Annotated in this window: 22 protein-coding genes and 1 other RNA gene; 10 read left to right on the forward strand and 13 right to left on the reverse strand. The window is 56.3% G+C overall.

Annotated elements, in window-relative coordinates; genetic code table 11:
* Nucleotides 1-26: 26 nt before the first annotated feature.
* The 3 genes from OZ410_RS08780 to OZ410_RS08790 are packed head-to-tail and all read right to left on the reverse strand — an operon-like array spanning nt 27 to nt 2162.
* On the reverse strand, nt 27-374 hold the full coding sequence (locus OZ410_RS08780; RefSeq protein WP_277707575.1) for a carboxymuconolactone decarboxylase family protein: 348 nt from the start codon (nt 372-374) through the stop codon (nt 27-29).
* Nucleotides 358-1197 carry a twin-arginine translocase subunit TatC gene (tatC, locus tag OZ410_RS08785; RefSeq protein WP_277707576.1) on the reverse strand — a complete coding sequence of 280 codons (840 nt, stop codon included), beginning with the start codon at nt 1195-1197 and terminating at the stop codon, nt 358-360. Before tatC ends, OZ410_RS08780 begins: the two co-directional genes overlap by 17 nt.
* Nucleotides 1197-2162: a KpsF/GutQ family sugar-phosphate isomerase gene (locus OZ410_RS08790; protein WP_277707577.1), complete on the reverse strand. Its 966-nt coding sequence runs from the start codon at nt 2160-2162 to the stop codon at nt 1197-1199. The genes tatC and OZ410_RS08790 overlap by 1 nt, the downstream gene beginning before the upstream one ends.
* A 244-nt stretch (nt 2163-2406) precedes the next feature.
* Here OZ410_RS08790 and recQ point away from each other — a divergent pair, with 244 nt between their 5' ends.
* Nucleotides 2407-4602, forward strand: coding sequence for a DNA helicase RecQ (gene recQ, locus OZ410_RS08795; protein WP_277707578.1), 2196 nt, complete (start codon nt 2407-2409; stop codon nt 4600-4602).
* Nucleotides 4603-4608: 6 nt separating this feature from the next.
* Here recQ and OZ410_RS08800 read toward each other — a convergent pair whose 3' ends face one another.
* Genes OZ410_RS08800 through OZ410_RS08815 form a run of 4 tightly spaced genes read right to left on the reverse strand, consistent with a single transcriptional unit; the run spans nt 4609 to nt 6001 of the window.
* Nucleotides 4609-5007, reverse strand: coding sequence for a DUF2752 domain-containing protein (locus OZ410_RS08800; protein ID WP_277707579.1), 399 nt, complete (start codon nt 5005-5007; stop codon nt 4609-4611).
* Complete coding sequence (locus OZ410_RS08805; protein WP_277707580.1) at nt 4994-5281, reverse strand: CD225/dispanin family protein; 288 nt, start codon at nt 5279-5281, stop codon at nt 4994-4996. Before OZ410_RS08805 ends, OZ410_RS08800 begins: the two co-directional genes overlap by 14 nt.
* A 51-nt stretch (nt 5282-5332) precedes the next feature.
* Nucleotides 5333-5665: a CCC motif membrane protein gene (locus tag OZ410_RS08810; protein ID WP_277707581.1), complete on the reverse strand. Its 333-nt coding sequence runs from the start codon at nt 5663-5665 to the stop codon at nt 5333-5335.
* A 12-nt stretch (nt 5666-5677) separates the two neighbouring features.
* Nucleotides 5678-6001, reverse strand: a complete 324-nt coding sequence (locus tag OZ410_RS08815) for a DUF2752 domain-containing protein (protein ID WP_277707582.1) — start codon at nt 5999-6001, stop codon at nt 5678-5680.
* A 29-nt stretch (nt 6002-6030) separates the two neighbouring features.
* Between OZ410_RS08815 and OZ410_RS08820 the strand changes: the two genes are divergently transcribed.
* Nucleotides 6031-6222 (forward strand): hypothetical protein, encoded by a 192-nt coding sequence (locus OZ410_RS08820; protein ID WP_277707583.1) that lies wholly within the window; start codon nt 6031-6033, stop codon nt 6220-6222.
* A complete protein-coding gene (locus OZ410_RS08825; RefSeq protein WP_277707584.1) occupies nt 6212-6754 on the forward strand; it encodes a Smr/MutS family protein in 543 nt (180 codons plus the stop codon). The genes OZ410_RS08820 and OZ410_RS08825 overlap by 11 nt, the downstream gene beginning before the upstream one ends.
* Here OZ410_RS08825 and OZ410_RS08830 read toward each other — a convergent pair.
* On the reverse strand, nt 6751-7257 hold the full coding sequence (locus tag OZ410_RS08830) for a hypothetical protein (protein ID WP_277707585.1): 507 nt from the start codon (nt 7255-7257) through the stop codon (nt 6751-6753). The genes OZ410_RS08825 and OZ410_RS08830 overlap by 4 nt on opposite strands.
* A gap of 111 nt (nt 7258-7368) precedes the next feature.
* Here OZ410_RS08830 and OZ410_RS08835 point away from each other — a divergent pair, with 111 nt between their 5' ends.
* Nucleotides 7369-8526 carry a cysteine desulfurase family protein gene (locus OZ410_RS08835; RefSeq protein ID WP_277707586.1) on the forward strand — a complete coding sequence of 386 codons (1158 nt, stop codon included), beginning with the start codon at nt 7369-7371 and terminating at the stop codon, nt 8524-8526.
* Here the strand turns inward: OZ410_RS08835 and OZ410_RS08840 are convergent.
* The 3 genes from OZ410_RS08840 to OZ410_RS08850 all read right to left on the reverse strand — a co-directional run bounded on the left by OZ410_RS08840 (nt 8523) and on the right by OZ410_RS08850 (nt 11559).
* Nucleotides 8523-9023, reverse strand: coding sequence for a nuclear transport factor 2 family protein (locus OZ410_RS08840; RefSeq protein WP_277707587.1), 501 nt, complete (start codon nt 9021-9023; stop codon nt 8523-8525). The genes OZ410_RS08835 and OZ410_RS08840 overlap by 4 nt on opposite strands.
* An 84-nt stretch (nt 9024-9107) precedes the next feature.
* Complete coding sequence (locus OZ410_RS08845; protein ID WP_277707588.1) at nt 9108-9758, reverse strand: hypothetical protein; 651 nt, start codon at nt 9756-9758, stop codon at nt 9108-9110.
* A gap of 91 nt (nt 9759-9849) precedes the next feature.
* Nucleotides 9850-11559 (reverse strand): M23 family metallopeptidase, encoded by a 1710-nt coding sequence (locus tag OZ410_RS08850; RefSeq protein ID WP_277707589.1) that lies wholly within the window; start codon nt 11557-11559, stop codon nt 9850-9852.
* Between the two features lie 170 nt (nt 11560-11729).
* Between OZ410_RS08850 and OZ410_RS08855 the strand changes: the two genes are divergently transcribed.
* The 4 genes from OZ410_RS08855 (at nt 11730) to rny (ending at nt 14185) form a co-directional block, all read left to right on the forward strand.
* Nucleotides 11730-12035, forward strand: a complete 306-nt coding sequence (locus OZ410_RS08855) for a hypothetical protein (RefSeq protein ID WP_277707590.1) — start codon at nt 11730-11732, stop codon at nt 12033-12035.
* Between the two features lie 14 nt (nt 12036-12049).
* The gene (locus OZ410_RS08860) at nt 12050-12346 is read left to right on the forward strand and encodes a cell division protein ZapA (RefSeq protein ID WP_277707591.1); all 297 of its coding nucleotides are present in this window, start codon (nt 12050-12052) and stop codon (nt 12344-12346) included.
* Between the two features lie 54 nt (nt 12347-12400).
* A non-coding RNA gene (gene ssrS, locus OZ410_RS08865) (6S RNA) lies at nt 12401-12507 on the forward strand.
* A gap of 109 nt (nt 12508-12616) precedes the next feature.
* Complete coding sequence (rny, locus tag OZ410_RS08870) at nt 12617-14185, forward strand: ribonuclease Y (protein WP_277707592.1); 1569 nt, start codon at nt 12617-12619, stop codon at nt 14183-14185.
* A gap of 67 nt (nt 14186-14252) precedes the next feature.
* Here the strand turns inward: rny and OZ410_RS08875 are convergent, their stop codons facing one another.
* Both OZ410_RS08875 and OZ410_RS08880 read right to left on the reverse strand, forming a co-directional pair.
* Entirely contained in the window at nt 14253-15386 is a 1134-nt protein-coding gene (locus tag OZ410_RS08875; protein ID WP_277707593.1) for a serine hydrolase, read from the reverse strand.
* A gap of 5 nt (nt 15387-15391) precedes the next feature.
* A complete protein-coding gene (locus OZ410_RS08880; RefSeq protein WP_277707594.1) occupies nt 15392-15637 on the reverse strand; it encodes a hypothetical protein in 246 nt (81 codons plus the stop codon).
* A gap of 177 nt (nt 15638-15814) precedes the next feature.
* Between OZ410_RS08880 and OZ410_RS08885 the strand changes: the two genes are divergently transcribed.
* Both OZ410_RS08885 and OZ410_RS08890 read left to right on the forward strand, forming a co-directional pair.
* Nucleotides 15815-16660 (forward strand): peptidyl-prolyl cis-trans isomerase, encoded by an 846-nt coding sequence (locus tag OZ410_RS08885; RefSeq protein WP_277707595.1) that lies wholly within the window; start codon nt 15815-15817, stop codon nt 16658-16660.
* A complete protein-coding gene (locus tag OZ410_RS08890) occupies nt 16647-18098 on the forward strand; it encodes a peptidylprolyl isomerase (RefSeq protein WP_277707596.1) in 1452 nt (483 codons plus the stop codon). The genes OZ410_RS08885 and OZ410_RS08890 overlap by 14 nt, the downstream gene beginning before the upstream one ends.
* The last annotated feature ends 3 nt before the right edge of the window (nt 18099-18101 follow it).

Here is an 18101-nt window from a genome sequence, read left to right on the forward strand (position 1 = left end):
GGCCAGGGGAAGGGATTGGCAATTTTTTAACCCTGAGCTTCCAGGGCTTCCCAGAACTCGTGTGCCCGCCTCAGGTGCGGGATTACTATGGTGCCCCCAACCAGGGTGGCTATCCCCAGGGTCTCCATGACTTCTTCCCGCGTGGCCCCGTTCTGATAGAGGGTTTGCAGGTGGTACCGCACGCAGTCGTCGCAGCGTAAAACCGCAGAGGCCACCAGCCCCAGCAGTTCTTTGGTCTTTACATCCAGGACCCCGGGCGCGTAGGCGTTGGTGTCCAGGTTAAAGATGCGTTTGATGAGTTTGGAGTTGCCTTCCAGGAGCTTTTCGTTCATCCGCTCCCGGTAGCTGTTAAATTCCTCAACTGGATTGCTCATGCTTTGCTTTGGCTTTGGCCTCCCGCTTCAACACCACGGAAGAGATATGGATACTCGCCTGGTAGAGGATCAGTACCGGCACCGCCACAATGATCTGGCTGGCCACGTCCGGGGGGGTAATTACCGCAGACACGATCAGGACAATCACCAGGGCAATTTTCCGGTATTTCCTGAGGATTTCCGGAGTGACCAGGCCCACTTTGGTCATGAAAAAGATAATGATGGGCAGTTCGAACATGATCCCGCAGGCCACCACGGCCGCCCGTACTGTCGAGATAAAGGAACTGATGTCGATTTCGTTCAGGACCTCCTTGCTTACCTGATAGGTGCCCAGGAAGTTGATGGAGAGCGGGGCCACCACGTAGTAGCCAAAGAGCACGCCCATAAAGAACAGCAGGGAAGCCACCAGGATAAAGCCCCGGGAATACCGGCGTTCTTTTTCGTACAGCCCCGGGCTGATAAACCGCCAGATTTCCCAAAGGATGTATGGGAAACCGATAATGAAGCCCGCCCAGATAGAGGTCCAGATGTGGGCCGAAAACTGCCCGGCCATGGTGCGGTTTTGTATGGTAAAGGGCAATTCCTCCGCACAGAAGGCAGATTCAAACCCCAGGGAGGTGGCAATCCGGCAGAACAGGCGGTAGGTGGGGAAGTCCATCTTCTTGGGCCCGAAAATGATGGTGTCGAAAATAAAGTCCTTCATCAGGAAGGCCACAAGCCCAATAATCACCACGGCCATGGTAGAGCGGATCAGGTGCCACCGCAATTCTTCCAGGTGGTCCAGAAAGGACATTTCGTTGGGGTCCCTAGTGTTTTTAGCCATCAGAGTATACCTTCCTTAATGAGGTTATGGATGTGGACCACGCCGGCATAAGCGCCATTTTCGGTGGCCAGCAACTGGGAAATATCATTTTCGCGCATCTGCTTCAGGGCCTTTACGGCCAGGACTTCGGCATCCACCGTTTTGGGGTTGCGGGACATGATATCTGCGGCCCTGAGGTCCCCGATATTGTCATATTTATTAAGCATGCGGCGGATATCCCCATCGGTGATGATCCCCACAATGCGCTCCCCATCCAGTACTGCGGTTACCCCCAGCATCTTTTCGGAAATTTCCAGAATGGCATCCTTAACCGGGGTGTCCGGCTGTACGCGGGGCACCAGGTTTTGGGGAATGATGTCCGCCACCCGAAGGTACAGCTTCTTACCCAGGGTGCCCCCCGGGTGGTACCGCGCGAAGTCGCTGCTGCTGAACCCGCGCAATTTCAGCAGGCAGATGGCCAGGGCATCGCCCACCACCATCTGGGCGGTGGTGCTGGTTGTGGGGGCCAGGTTGTTGGGGCAGGCCTCCTTCTCCACATAGGTGTGCAGCACGTGGTCTGCCTGTTCGGCCAGGTAAGACTCCCGCTCCCCGGTCATACCGATCAGCAGGTTGCCCCCCTGCTTGATCAGGGGTACCAGCATCTTGATTTCGGGAGTGTTTCCGCTCTTGGAAATACAGATCACCACGTCGTCCTGCTGAATGGTGCCCAGGTCTCCGTGGATGGCATCCGCCGCGTGCATGAAAATGGCCGGGGTCCCTGTGGAATTCAGGGTAGCCACAATTTTGGAGGCGATTATGGCGCTTTTACCGATGCCGCTGATCACCACCCGCCCCGGGGAGGCGAGGATGGCGCCCACCGTTTGGGCAAACCCTTCGTCCACCTGGGCCGAAAGGTGCCCGATGGCTTCGGCTTCCGACCGGATGGTGTCCCGTGCCATCTCCAATATAGCCTTACTGTCCTTCAAGGTTTTAAGTGGTATTTTAACGCTTTATAGCCTTCCCAAAAAGTGATAAAAAAAGGCCGTTTTGTAAAAGAATATGCTATATTTAAGAAAACAAAAGTACGCAAACTTAACAGAAACGATTCCAGGTTTTCTGCAATTCAATTCGGCGGTGCCGCATCCGGCGGCCGGACCGGACCCCACGGGCGAAAAGATCCCCCTTTCTTCACGCTCCCGGGGGTTTGCCGAACCTATTTGAAAGGAGTTTATGGACAAAATGGATCTGAGGGCATCGCTCAAGCGATATTTTGGTTTTAACCAGTTCAAAGGGCTGCAGGAAGATGTCATCAGCAATGTGGTGGGCGGAAAGGACACCTTTGTGATCATGCCCACCGGCGGTGGCAAATCCCTCTGTTACCAGTTGCCGGCCCTGATCCAGGAAGGGACCGCTATTGTGGTCTCCCCCCTGATTGCCCTGATGAAGAACCAGGTGGATGCCATCCGCGGGCTTTCCGATCACCAGGGGGTGGCCCATGTGCTGAATTCATCCCTGACCAAGGGGGAGGTGCGGCAGGTGATGGAGGATATGGAAGCTGGCATCACCAAACTCCTGTATGTGGCCCCGGAGTCCCTTACCAAGGAAGACTATGTAAACTTCCTGCAGGGCATCCGGATTTCCTTTGTGGCCATAGACGAGGCCCACTGTATCTCCGAATGGGGGCACGATTTCCGCCCCGAATACCGCAACCTGCGTTCCATTATCAACCGGCTGGGCGACAATATCCCCATCATAGCCCTGACCGCCACGGCTACGCCCAAGGTGCAGGAAGACATCCTCAAGAACCTGAACATTACGGATGCGGCCGTTTTTAAAGCCTCCTTTAACCGGCCAAACCTGTTTTACGAGGTACGGCCCAAGACCAAAAATGTAGATGCGGACATCATCCGCTTTGTGAAGAAAAACGCCGGGAAATCCGGTATCATCTATTGCCTGAGCCGCAAGCGGGTGGAAGAGCTGGCCCAGGTATTGCAGGTAAATGGCGTAAGCGCCGTACCCTATCACGCCGGCTTTGACGCCAAGACCCGGGCCAAGTACCAGGACATGTTTCTGATGGAGGAGGTAGATGTGGTGGTGGCTACCATTGCCTTTGGCATGGGGATAGACAAACCCGACGTCCGCTATGTGATCCACCACGACATCCCCAAGAGCATCGAGAGCTATTACCAGGAAACGGGCCGGGCCGGTCGGGACGGGGGAGAGGGCCATTGCCTGGCCTTCTATTCCTATAAGGATGTGGAGAAACTCGAAAAGTTCATGGCCGGCAAACCCGTGGCTGAGCAGGAAATCGGTAACGCCCTGTTGCAGGAGATCGTAGCCTATGCAGAAACCTCCATTTCCCGCCGTAAATTTATCCTGCATTACTTCGGGGAGGAATTTGACGAGGTAAACGGGGAAGGGGCGGACATGGACGACAATGTGCGCAACCCCAAGAAGAAAGAAGAAGCCCGGGAGCAGGTACTGAAACTGATCCGGGTGGTACAGGAGACCAATGAGAAATTCAAGGCAAAGGAAGTGGTCAAGACGCTTGTCGGGACTACCAATGCCCTGATATCCTCCCACAAGACGGACGAAAAGGAAATCTTCGGAATCGGGGTCGACCGCGATAAGAGCTACTGGATGGCCCTGATCCGGCAGGTGCTGGTGGCCGGGCTGCTGCGTAAGGAGATCGAACAATACGGCATCCTTCACGTAACGGATGCAGGAAGGGACTTTTTAGATAACCCTTCATCCTTTATGATGACCCTCGATCACGACTACAGCGAGGGGGAAGGCTCCCAGGCCGGGGCCGTAGTGCGTCCCAAGGCCGGTTCCGGGGACGATACCCTGATCCGTCTGTTGCGGGATTTGCGCAAGAAGGAGGCCCACAAACGCGGGGTGCCGCCCTATGTGATTTTTCAGGACCCCTCCCTGGAAGACATGGCCCTGAAATATCCCATCCGCATGGAAGAGCTGGTGAGCATCCACGGGGTGGGCGAGGGGAAGGCCCGCAAATACGGAAAGCCCTTTGTAGACCTGATTGCCCGTTATGTGGAAGAAAACGACATCAGCCGCCCGGACGACTTGGTGGTGCGCAGTACCGGGGCCAATTCCGCCCTGAAGCTGTACATCATCCAGAACATCGACCGCAAACTGCCTCTGGAAGATATTGCCGCCGCCAAAGGCCTGGAAATCCCGGAACTGGTAAAGGCCATGGAGCAGATTGTCTTCAGCGGTACCCGCCTGGACCTGGATTACTACATTGACGACATCCTGGACGAAGACCAGCAGGAGGAAATCCATGAATATTTCCTGGAGTCCGAAACCGATAATATCGACGCTGCCCTGAAGGAATTTGAGGGGGAGTACGAAGACGAGGAACTACGGCTCTACCGCCTGAAATTCATGAGCGAAGTGGCCAACTGATTCCCGCTAGGGGGCCAGGCTTTGGAAGGGTTCCCAGGGCAGGTTGCGCAGGACCGAGAAAACCAGGATTACCCAAAGGATAACCCGCGGCGCCCGCACGGCTGCCAGCGGGCTTTTTATTTTTTCACCTTGGTATAAGGAGGCGGCCAGGTGCCAGATCACCAGGGCCAGGGCCGGCAACAGCAACAGGTTATGTCCCAGGCTGGAGGCCCAGTGCCCGTGAACCAGGTCGTGCAGGGCGCGCTGGCTGCCGCAGCCGGTGCAATACAACCCGGTAAGCCGGAAGAACGGGCAGGCGGGAAAGCCCCCATGCTGGGGGTCGTAAAAATAATATAGGGGCAGGATGGCCAGTATGGCCCCTGCCCCTGCAAGGATATAAACCCGGTTGTACTTAATACTGGGCATTTTCCAGGATGCTGGCAAAAGCGCCAAAACCGATCAGGCCAACGTAAAGGATTACGCCAATACCACCCACAACCAACCCCACAATACCCCAGGTTCGGGCGTTGCGGGAATATTGCTGGGCCAGGTCGTATTCGCCCCGGGCATAGGTTTCATTGACTTTTGCTGCGTACACAATACTCACGATCCCGGCCGGGAGGCAGCAGCATACCGTACATATAATGGCAAGCACCAGGTAGTTGTTGGGCTTGGCAGGGGCGTTACTCAATTCGCTCATGTGTTAAAATAGGATTTGTGATTGCAAATAGTTCGGGTGAAGGCGGGTGGCCTACTCTTCAATACCCCAGTTTTCCAGGATAGAACGGGATTGTTCCATGGCCGCTTCCCAGCCGCCCATCTCATAGATGCGGTAGAGGGAAAGCCCGAAATACAATGCCCCGATCACCACAGCCACGATACAGAGGATACGGGCCGTTTTCCAGGTATTGTAATTGCTGTACCCCTCCGGGTTTTCCGCATACTTCTTGGCGTCGGATCTGAGCAACACCAGGCCTATCCCTCCCATGAGGATGGCCGGGAGCCCCCAGATGCAGCAGCAAACATAACCGATAATAGCCAGGACAATGGCCGCCGTAACATTCGGTAATTTTTGTTGTTCCATAGGTGTGGTTATTTAGGTGAGAAGATTGATTGTAAAATTAGTCAGGATGGCGCCAACGGTGAGCAGGGCCAGTGCTATGGTAATCTTATTGGCCCGGGGGATGGGCAGAATTCGGTCTGCGGCCATAAACCCGAAGAGGCACAACATGGGAAACAGCCCGGGGTACATCAGGAAGGACTCCCAGAATTCGCCCCGCAGTAAGAGGGCTACCGAGCGCTGCAGCCCGCATCCCGGGCAATCCATGCCCAGCAGTTGCTTGCTCAGGCAGGGCAGCATGTCCGCTTCGGAAAGGGAAGGGAGGGCCCAGGCGGTTTCTGCCGTCAGCGAAAGGTTCATGCTCGGAAAATTACTACTATTTTTGAGCAATGAAAATAAAACCCTTCATTTATTTCGCCTCCGCTGCCGCAGGGGTCCTGGCACTGTTCCTGGGCCCGGGCTGGCTGGGATCGGAACTGGGACTGGCCCTTGGTTTTGTCCTGTTGCTCTTCGGGTTGTACGGGATTTCCCGGGGTATCCCGTCCCGGGATGCCAATAAGGACGAAACGGATGTCCTTTAAGCCGGGAGATCGGGTCCAGTTGCTGGACGAGGCCCTGGAAGGCACCGTGGAAGCGGTCCGGGGTACATCGGTCCTGATCCGTACCACCGACGGTTTTCCTATGGAGGTATCGGCAACGGGCCTGGTACGCCTGCCCGAAGCCGTGCTGCCCGATTTCCACGTTCCGGAAGGATTTGCAAAGGCCGAAAACCAAAAGCCGGGGCCTACCCGGCGCAAAGGGAAGAAGGGCCGCCAGGCCCCGGCCCTGGAAGTAGACCTGCATCTGGAAAAGTTATTACCTGTCCCTGCAAAACTCAATCCTTATGAAGCCCTGGATGTGCAATTGGATGCGGCCCGCGGGCAATTGGAATTTGCGCTGCGCAAACGCATACAGCGGGTCGTATTTATCCATGGGGTGGGTCAGGGGGTGCTTAAGGCCGAACTGGATACCTTGCTGCGCCGCTATGACGGCTTGAAAGTAGCTCCCGCAGACCCTCGGGAATACGGGCAGGGCGCTACGGAAGTCTGGATTCCCCAGGAGTTGTTTTCCTAGTTCGAAGTGGTGGCCACGGTGCCAAAGGAGGTAAGCGACAGGTTAGACAGGCGTTCTCCTTTACTATTCACCAGGGTTATCCCGCTTAATGCGATGGTATGTTCAAAACGGGTGCTGTCCACCGGGTCCTGCACCGTAGTGACCAGTACGGCCCCGGACTGGGCCGAAATATCTTCGAGTACCGCAGGGGCTGCCGGGGGGATAGCATCGCAGAAGTGACTGGCTGTGGCGTTACTGTCAAAAATCCGGTAGGTAAGTTTGGACTGCCCGGGGATACTGCTTTCCAGGGCGCCGGCCGAGGCCTCATTGCGCAACAGGCCGGGGGCCAGCTGGAGGACCAGGGCCTCGGTCCCGTTTAGCTTGAACAGCAGGGTGGTTTCCGTGTTTAGCGTTCCGCAATACTGTACGCTGGCCTGGTCAAAGTCGATGGTTTCGATCTGAAGATCCCCGGTGCCGCACCCCAGCAGGAAAATGGGCAGCCAAAGCAGTAAATGTTTCCTCATGCCCCCAAAGATAGTTTAAAGTGTGCTTTTCCTGCCCGGGCCCGGTTTCAATTTAGGTGCTTTCCATGGAAATCGATACTTTTGGCGGGCGAACCCAATGCACCCTTTTACATGCCGAATATTTACCTGGACAACGCCGCCACCACCCCCATCCGCGAAGCGGTTGTGGCCTGTATGAGCAAGGCCCTGACCGAGTGTTACGGGAACCCTTCTTCTACCCATGCCTTCGGGCGTTCGGCCCGGACCGGCATTGAGCAGGCCCGCAAGGCGATTGCTGCCCGGCTGGGCGCCAAGCCGGGTGAAATCATTTTCACCTCGGGGGGCACGGAGGCCGATAACATGATCCTGCGCTGTGCGGTGCGGGACCTGGGGATCCGCACCCTGATTACCTCCCGTATTGAACACCATGCCGTACTCCATACGGCCGAGGCTTTGGCCCGGGAAACCGGGATCCGCCTGGAGTTTGTGCCCCTGGACGGCAGCGGCAACCCGGATATGGATGCCCTGGAAGCCCTGCTCAAAGCGGACACCTCCCGGAAGCTGGTGAGCCTTATGCACGTAAATAACGAGATCGGAAACATGATCGACGTGCAGGCTGTAGGCCAGTTGTGCCGGGATCACGAGGCGCTCTTCCATTCGGATACGGTACAGTCCATCGGGCATTTTCCCTGGGATTTCAGCCAGACCCCCATCGACTTTGCCACGGCGGCCGCCCATAAATTCCACGGCCCCAAGGGTGTGGGCTTTGCCTACATCCGCCGCAATACCGGTTTGGGCGGGCTTATTCTGGGCGGGGCCCAGGAACGCGGTTTCCGCGCCGGCACGGAAGCCTATCACAACATTATGGGGTTGTTAACTGCCTTTGAGGCGGCCTACGACAACCTCGAAGAAGAGCGGCAGTACGTTGCCGGCCTGAAGCAATACCTGGTAGAGCAATTGCGCCAGGCCATTCCCGGGGTGGCATTTAACGGCCTTTCCGGGGAGGCGGAAGGCAGTACCTATACCCTCGTTAATGTACGCCTGCCTTTAAGCGAAAGCCAGGGGCAGTTGTTGCTGTTTCACCTGGACCTGAAAGGCATTGCCTGTTCCAAAGGCAGCGCATGCCAGTCCGGGGCGGACAGCGGGTCCCATGTACTGAATGAAATTCTGGACGAAGACCAGCGCCGCCAGCCGTCACTGCGCCTTTCCCTGTCGCACTACAATACGCGGGAGGAAATCGACACAGCCGTTGCCGTTTTGAAAGGTTTTACCGAGAACCCCCAGGTTTAATCCGGCATATCCGCTGCTGTGGGTACCCGCGCAACTTCTTGTGCCTGGAAGGTATCCGTATACTGTTGGAAAGAAATGGCCAGGGTGTCCCGGAATTTCCATACATGGGCAAACTGGGCATCCAGGCTAACTCCGGTTGGTTTGTAAAGGCCGCGATAGCGCCCCATGACCAGCACGGCATTCGAATCTACGTTGTGGAAGGTGGCTTCTTCCAGGCGAAAGCCGTCCCAATCCTCCCCAATCCGGCCGAAAACGCCCTTCAGAATGGCATCTGAACCTATATACGGATTGCCGTCCGCATAGATAAAATTTTCAGCTTCATTCCAGACAATGGCGGGATCCCAGCCCGCCACAACGGCCTCGATGTTTCCCTGTTCAAAATCCGCGTACATGATACGGGCGCGGTCGGCCAGCGATGATGTTTCCGGTTCTGGTTTCGGAGATTGGCAGGCCACCAACAGGGCGGCGGCATAAATTGCCAGGATCAGGATTTTCATAAGGAAGAGGTTTGGTTGTCCCCTAAATATAATGAAAATCAGTGGCTTGGAAGTATATTCCGAAAAATTCCCGACCCCGGCGCCTTACAGGCCCTGGTCCCGGCGCCCCTCTTTGTCGTACGGGAATTTCCGTGCGGCCTTCTTCATCATCTTGTCGATGAGTTCATCGGTATCCTTGCCGGATTTCCGGCTGATCTCCTGCTCGTATTTCCAGAGTAGCTTGCCGGTAATCCCGTCGCTGATCTTGATGCCGATGCGTCCGTAATCCGCTTCCCCCAGGAAGAAATCCAGGAAGCTCATCTCGGAAGGGATCCCCTGGGAAAGCAGTACGTTTACATCCAGGTTGCCGCTAATGATCCCGTCTACCCTCAGCAATTCGGAAAGTTCCTTGATGGTGTACCGGTCCACATTGTCGTAGGTGATCTGCTGCTTGGCCAGCAGGGCGTTGGTTTCGGCTACATTCTGGAAATCCACGGTGAACTTCTTCTTGCGGCGGCCGCGACCAAAATAGGTTTCCAGGGCCTCCTGTACGGCATAGCCCTCTTTCTCCTCGAGCTTCCGCCGTTCACTGCGGTTGGGAGCATCGTCCAGGTCCAGGTGGGTAAAAAAGGGTAGGATGGCCAAAACGCGGTGTTGGTCGCTCAGCTCATCAAAGCGGTCGCTCAGGTAAATGTCTTTCTGCCCCTGGGCAAAAGGGCCGGCAAACAGCAGCAAGGCCAGAATTATCTTCTTCATTTCCTCGGCTCGGATTGGGTGCTGCAAAAGTACGGGAAATTGCCAGCCCTGCAAGCTGTACCCGCCCTAAGGAAGCGTTAAATCTTGGGGATCAGCGCCTGAATACGGTAGCTGTAAAGTGGCTCTTGTTGCCCGAATTGTCCGTTACCTCTACCTCGAGTTCGCACTGCCGCGCTTCGCCCAGGCGATCGTCAAAGTGGTAGGTGATGGTGCGCGTCTTGGGTTCGTATTCCATCAGGATCCATTTCCCGTTTATGCGGGCCTGATAATCCGCAATGCCGCTCAGGTCGTCGGAGATCTGCAGGCTCAGGTAGCGGTAGTTGGTGAGCCACTGCCGGTGCTTGAAGTTCTTGGGCCGGATTTTCGGGGCAATGGTATCCGTGGCCAGGGTAAAACGGCCCAATTCCCGGCTGCGCATACTAAAACGGTTGCCCCGTTTGTAGGTGGCCTGGTACTGGGCCTGATCCCGCTCGTCCAGCCGGGCGATAAACGCCTGCCGCCTGGCTTCGGCCGGCAGGTGCGAAACGTCAAAGCTCAGGGTGAAGTTCCGGTGGAGCGGCAGGCTGGAATCGTGTACTTTCACCGTATCCCCATGTTGTTCCAGCTCCAGGAAGGCGCCGTCGTAAAGGCTGCCTGCGGGGAAGTACACCTGTGCCTTGCCCAGGTCAAAGCTTGTAGGCTTGTCTGCCCGCGCATAATAGGGTGTCTTGGGGGTGTCCTGGCTATCGGCCGGTGCCAGGGCCTGCCCCCGTACGGGGATGCGCAGCAGGGTGCGGTTACCGGCCAGGTCCAGCAGTTCCATTTCCACCAGGTGGGTGGTGCCGGGTCGGATGTCCACCTTGCCGTCGTTAACCAGGGCATCATACATGCTCAGCTCATTCCCCGGGCCGCGGAAGCATTTTTGGATCCGGCGGCGATACCTGGCGTAATAGGGGTAGTCGATCAGGGTATTGATGTAGCGGGTCTCTCCAAAGGAAAAGCGGTCAAAGACCAGGTCGGTCTGCAGGGCCCCATCCACGCGTTGCACCAGGCGGTAGATCCCGTTCCGGTTGGCGGCCATATCCTGCCGGTCCCAGGCTACCAGGCCAAACCCAATGGTGCCCGAAGCCTGCAGGGTGTCCGCCAGGAAACTACCGTCTACCTGCCGATGGAAGGAGAGTTCCACCCGCCGGGTACTCCGGTTTACCTGGGCCTCCCCGGACAGGGGGTAGGCATAGGCGGCTTCCAGGGTGGGGTTGGTGGCGTCCCGCACCTCCAGCCCGTAAAGCAGGGGGTTGGTAGGGCGTTCATCCAGGCTGTTGCGGATTTCGAAGTGCAGGTGGGGCCCGGAAGAACCCCCGGTATTGCCGCTGTAGGCGATAATATCTCCCTTGCGTACAGTGATCTCCCCATAATCCGGGAAGGTTTCCACCTCGTAGGATTGCTTGTTGTACTGCAGGTTCTTGACGTATTCCTCAATACCCGGCCCGTATTTCTGCAGGTGGGCGTAAACGGTGGTGTATCCGTTGGGGTGGGCAACGTACAGGGCTTTTCCGTACCCCCAATGGCTTACCTTGATGCGGCTAACTGTACCGTCTTCCACGGCGTACACCGGTAAACCCTGGCGTTGTTGGGTCTTGATATCCACCCCGGCGTGGAAGTGGTTGGAGCGCAATTCCCCGAAGGTGCCCGCCAGAATAATCGGGATGTCCAGTGGCGGCCGAAACTCAGTCGCTTCCGGGCGATACTGCCCCTGTGCCGGCAGCGTACAGAGCAGCCAGGGCAGTAACAGCAGGATCGGAAGGTGTGGAAATGCCCTCATATGGGATACGAAAGTACGGATTCGCCATGCAAAAAACCAACACCCGGTCCTGGGGGTGCGGACCCCTTCCGGGGGCTGAAACCGCTCCCGGCCCCCGGGGTGCGGGGCTTTCGGATTAAATGCGAAAAGGGTTGCGAAGTCGGGCCAGGAGTGTTAAATTTGTGTAATGCATGGAAGCAAGCCAGGTGAGTGAAATCGTCGACATCGTCGGGGCGCTTGAAAACAAGGTGAGCAAATTGCTGCACAAGCTGGAAATGCTTAAGCAGCAGAACGCTCAGCTGCAGGAGCAGATCGATGCCCTGCAGCGCGCCAACGAGGCAGCCGGACGCACCGCCGCAGAATGGGAAGAGCAATACAATGCTCTGAAAATGGCTCAATCCGTGCTGGGCAGTGAAACCAATAATAAGGAAGCTAAACTCAAAATAAATGCGTTGATCAGAGAGCTGGACCAGTGTATCGTTCAGCTGGCTGAATAACCCAAGCGTTCAAAATGACCGAGAGGCTCAAAATAAAGCTTTCCATTGCGGATCGCGTCTACCCGCTGACCATAGACCCGGCCCAGGAAGAAGGGCTCCGGAAGGCAGCTAAGAATATCGAGCAACTCGCGAAGAAATTTGAACAGAATTACGCCGTTCGCGACAAACAGGATGTGCTGGCCATGTGCGCCCTGCAATTTGCATCCAAGATTGAGCAGCGGGGTATTGAAAAGCAGGAGGACAATCAGGAGGTTACCGAACGCCTTCGGGCCCTGGAATCGCTGGTGAGCTCCAAACTGAGTACGCTTTAAGTTCTTTTACATAGCATACGGATACTGCCCACATTGGTACTATTTTTTTGACAAACTCAACACTAATACATTTAGAAAGGGTGAGTTTAGGTTGTAAAAGCAAGCCTTCCCGAAAGGATCCTTGATCAGCCTGTTAGCCCTAATCCTGTTTATCGGAGTTTGTACAAAACTTCCATCAATGTGGGCTTTTTTGTTCCCCCAGGGGCCGTCCGTCCCCAAAAGGAACCGGAGTCTGGCCACTGCCCCGGAACAATTATAAACACGCACCACATGGATCTGACAACAGGGATTATCGCATTGGTTGCAGGCCTGCTGATCGGCTTTTTCATCGCGAAAATGCTGGAAAAGGGCAAGGCCTCCAAGACCATTGCCGCGGCGAAGAAGGAAGCGGCAAGCCTGATCAAGAACGCCCAGTCCGAAGGGGAGAATATCAAGAAGGACAAAATATTCCAGGCCAAGGAAAAATTCCTGGAACTGAAGGCCGAGCATGAAAAGGTCATCATGGCCAAGGACAAGAAGATTGCCGAAGCCGAAAAACGCACTCGGGACAAGGAATCCCAGGTAAGCAGCGAGCTGGCCCGCAACAAAAAATTCAACGAACAGCTGGAAGTCCGCCTGAAGGACCTGGAGCACAGGACCGAATTCTACGAGCGCAAACAGGCAGAGCTGGAAAAACTGCACACCTCCCAGGTACAGCAGCTCGAGGTCATCTCCGGCCTCTCCGCAGCGGATGCCAAAGCCCAGCTTTTGGAATCCCTCAAGGAAACAGCTAAATCCGATGCCATGGCCTTCCTGCAGACCTCTATAGAGGAGGCTAAAATGACGGCCCAGCAGGAAGCCAAGAAAGTTATCATCAATACCATTCAGCGCATTGGGACCGAGGAGGCCGTGGAAAACTGCGTCTCCGTCTTTAACCTGGAATCTGACGACGTAAAGGGCCGGATCATTGGGCGGGAAGGCCGGAACATCAGGGCCCTGGAAGCGGCAACCGGGGTGGAGATCATCGTGGACGATACCCCTGAGGCCATTATCCTGTCCTGCTTCGATTCCGTGCGGCGCGAAGTGGCCCGCCTGTCCCTCCACAAGTTGGTGACCGACGGCCGAATCCACCCGGCGCGCATCGAGGAGATTGTCCGGAAAACCGAAAAACAGATTGAACAGGAGATCATCGAAGTCGGGAAGCGCACCGTGATTGACCTGGGCATCCACGGGCTGCACCCGGAACTGATCCGGATTGTAGGCCGTATGAAATATCGTTCCTCATATGGGCAAAACCTGCTGCAGCACTCCCGCGAAGTGGCCAAGCTCTGCGGGGTTATGGCGGCCGAACTGGGGCTGAACCCCAAACTCGCCAAACGGGCCGGCCTGTTGCACGACATTGGTAAAGTGCCCAGCAGCGAGGTGGATGTAGAGACCCCCCACGCCATTCTCGGGATGCAGTGGGCTGAAAAATACGGGGAGAAACCGGAGGTATGCAATGCCATAGGCGCCCACCACGACGAGGTGGAAATGAAGTCCCTGATTGCCCCCGTAGTACAGGTTTGCGATGCCATTAGCGGGGCACGTCCCGGCGCGCGCCGGCAGGTCCTGGATTCCTATATCCAGCGCCTGAAGGACCTGGAGCAAATTGCATTCGCCTTTGGCGGGGTGCAGAAAGCCTACGCCATTCAGGCCGGGCGTGAACTGCGGGTTATTGTGGAAAGCGAAAAGGTGAGCGACGAAAAGGCCGCCCAGCTTTCCTTCGAAATTTCCCAGAAAATCCAGACCGATATGACCTATCCCGGCCAGGTGAAGGTAACCGTGATCCGGGAAACCCGGGCGGTGAACGTGGCCAAGTAAATCAAAAAAAAGAAAAAGTGCGGAAGCCCCTTGCAGCATCGAGCCGTTGGGGGCTTTTTTTATGCGCCTAGCGCTGGGAAACCTCGAAGTCGTATACCGCGCGCCCCAGGGCAGCCAGAAAAGGGATGCCCACTTCGTCGTATTCGTACAGGTCGTCGTTAAAGACCTGGTTCTCGTTAACCAGCAGGGTGGCAGCCAGGAAAAATTCAACCCCGTTGCGCGCATCCCGGATGTAGGCACAGTCCGTGAGTGTGCCGTAGGCAAAGCCCACCTTGTTGAAGATCTGCAGTTCCTGGGGGATACGGGTGGTCACATCCCCGAAGAGGAAAAACTTGCAGTACCCGTCCGGGAATACCTCCGGGTCGTATCCGGCTTCGCGGGGGGTAATTTGCATGGCGTAGCGCAGGAATTCCAATTGCCCATCTGTTAGCCGGAATCGCTGCCCTTCGGGGAACCGCCCCGGGAAAATCACCCGCTTCAGGATGCCGTCCATAGTAGTGAGGGGCAGGTAGTTCTTGAGGCCGAAATCGAATGGGTCCTGTACCCGGGTGTCGTCCTCCATATAACCATTCCCCTTACGGATGCCCGGCAGCTCCAGGGGCTGCAGGGGCCGGTTTACGATAGGCGGACTCTGAAAGGTTGTGCTGTCGTTGCGGTAGTACACCAGGGGCTGGGTGCTTACGTCGTCCCGGTGGTACCCCAAACGGTGGGCTATCCGGGCCGGGCCCACCCCCCTGGCAGCCAGGCTGTCATTTATGGCATCCTGCCCCAGGAATTCAAATAGGCGGTTGTTGGCGTGGTTGTCGCTTACCGCAAAGATCTGCAGCAGGTCTTCGGCAAAGGATTGCTCCACGCTGTCCCCCTCAATATAGTACCGCGTATCCCGGTCCAGGCTGTCCAGGGTAGCCAGTTTTTCCAGGGCCAGGACGGCCGCCGGGAATTTGACCATACTGGCCGGATAGAAATACCTTTGGGGGTCTACCCGGTAATCATAGACGGAAAAGGCAACCGAATCCCCTTCCCGGTGAATGCGGGTGTAGCGCACTTGCAGTTCGTAGGCTTCCGGGTTTTGCATGACCCGGGCAATAGCGGGGTCGTCGGATTGCAATACCTGTTGCAGCGGGTCTGCAGGCGGGGCTTCCCCGGCACACCCGGATAGCAGCAACCCGGCCAGCAGGCCGATTTTTGGACAAATGCGCATGGTTTTCATGGCTCTTCGGGGGCTTCCAGGTAAATACCCCGGTGGGGTTTCAGGGCGTGCTTCAGGCTTTTAACAGCTTCTTCCGGGACTATGAGGAATACGGCCGTATGCCCTTCGGCCGGGCTTTCCAGCCCGTAGCGCCCTTCCCAGGGGTTCAGGGGGTATTCCTTCAGGTGTTCCAGGAAATGGGCAGCTGTAGATGCGGCATGAGGCCCGCGAAAATCCCAGAAAAGCTTTACCGTTTTGGTCATGGCGTTATTCGGTTTGGCGCCGGGGTTTAGCCTTCCGGCAACCGTTAACCCAAGATACGAATTTTGGCCTACTAAAAATCTGTTAATCCCTGCAGCCCTGCTTGCGGGCGCAGCGGTTATTGTTATTTTTGACCGATGACCAAACCAAGGCAGGCTTACACTCGAATGGGGGCACTGATGCTCGTCCTCCTGGCCCTGATGGCTGTGGGTTGCGAAGGTTTCTGGAACCAGGAACCGGAACAGACGCCCCTGGCCCGGGTAGGCGACCACTACTTCTATCAGGAGGATCTGGAAGGTCTGATAGGAGAGGACCTGAGTCCACAGGACAGCGCGGCCCTGGCCTCCAGCCTGATCAATACCTGGGCTACCCGCCAACTGCTGATGGACAAGGCCCGGCTAAACCTCCCGGAATCCCAGCTGGAGGAATACGAAAAGCTGGTTGCAGATTACCGCACGGACCTCTACACCCGTGCCTACAAGGAAGCCCTGGTAGCGGAGGCGGCCGATACGCTGATCGCGGAGGTACAGCTTCGCAACTTTTACGAAGCCGAAAAAGACAACTTCAGGCTGCAGGAACCCCTGGTGCAATTGCGGTTTGTAGAGCTGCCGCGGCAATTCCTCAATACGGACGAGGTGCGGGAGCGCCTGCGCCGCTTCGAGCAGCAGGACCTGACCTACCTGGATTCCGTAGGGGTGCAGTTCCGCAAACTGCATTTTAACGACTCCCTTTGGATCCAGGCCTCCCGGGTTATTGACGAAATTCCGCCCCTGACCCCGGAAAACGCCGGGGAGCATTTGCGCAAGGACCATTTCTTTGAACTGGAAGACGAGTCCGGCGTTTATCTGGCCGAAGTAGTAGATGTGCTGGAGATTAACGATATTGCACCCCTTTCTTTTATAGAACCCACCTTGCGGCAGGTGTTGCTGAACCGCAGGAAGATGAGCTACCTGGATGCCCTGGAACGGGACCTCCTGAAGGAAGCTGTACAACAGAAAGCTTTTGAGACGTATGAGACGAATTGATGTATGCCTGGCCCTGCTGCTTGGGATGGCCGGGATTTTTGGAACACAGGCACAGGTACGGGATTCCGTGCCGGATACCCAGATTGAGCCCCCGGCGGAGATGACCCCGCCCCGGGCCAGCAGCGAAAACACCGTTGCTTCCACCGGCCAGCGTATCAAGCTGGACGGGATTGCCGCCGTGGTAGGAGATTATGTAATCCTGGATTCGGATGTGGAGAAGACCCTGATTGACCTGCGCAACCAGGGGGCTTCTGAACAGGATGTAAATACCTGCAGCCTGCTGGGCAAGCTTATGGAAGACCGTTTATACGCCCACCAGGCCGTACAGGACAGTATCCTGGTCTCGGACGATGAGGTTTATGCCAGCAGCGACCGCTATATGCAGGAGTTTGAACAGCGCCTGGGCTCCATGGAGAAGGTGTTGGAATTCTACAACAAGGAAAGCGTGGAGGACCTTCGGGAAGAGCTTTTCCAGATCAATAAGCTGCAGATGTTGTCCAACAAGATGCAGCAGGAGATTGTAGGGGAGATCAAGGTAACCCCGGAGGAGGTACGCCAGTTCTTCCAGGCCATCCCTGAGGATGAACGCCCGGTGTTTGGGGCGGAACTGGAGATTGCCCAGATCGTGAAAAAGCCGGTGATTCCCGAAGAGGAAAAACAAAAGGTAATCGACCGCCTGAGACGCATCAAACAGGATGTGGAAGAAGGCGGGGCCAGCTTTCGGGTAAAGGCAATCCTGAATTCCGAGGACCCGGGTTCGAAATCCAACGGTGGCTTTTACAGCATTACCCGCCAGACTCAGTTTGTGAAGGAATTCAAGGACGTGGCGTTTAGCCTGCGGGAGGGGGAAATTTCCGAGCCCTTTGAGACACAGTTCGGGTACCATATCATTTATATCGAAAAAGTACGGGGGCAGGAATTGGATTTACGCCACATCCTGATGCAGCCCAAGGTGCCGGCTTCGGCCATGGAAGAGGCCCGCAAGGAGCTGGATACCATCCGCAAGCACATACAGGAGGGGAAATACACCTTTGCCGAGGCGGCCCGCAATTTTTCGGACGAGAAGGAGACCAAGTTCGACGGCGGCCTGCTGCGCAACCCCGTAACCTTCGACTCCCGTTTTGAGCTCACCAAAATGGACCCCACCCTGTACAACCAGGTGCGCAACCTGAAGGACAACGAGATTTCGCGCCCCACCCGGGAAGACGATCCCCGGGGCGGCGTACCGAGTTTCAAGATCCTGCAGGTGACCAACCGCTTTGACGAGCACCCGGCGGATTTTGCCCAGGATTACCTGAAAATCCAGGAGCTGGCCCTCAGGGACAAACAATTCAAAGCCATCCGCAAGTGGATACAGGACCACATAGCCGACACCTACATTAGCGTGAACGGGGGGTACCGCGATTGTAACTTTGCCAACAACTGGGTTAAACAATAATAG

This window comes from Robiginitalea aestuariiviva, assembly GCF_029537735.1.
Taxonomy (GTDB): domain Bacteria; phylum Bacteroidota; class Bacteroidia; order Flavobacteriales; family Flavobacteriaceae; genus Robiginitalea; species Robiginitalea aestuariiviva.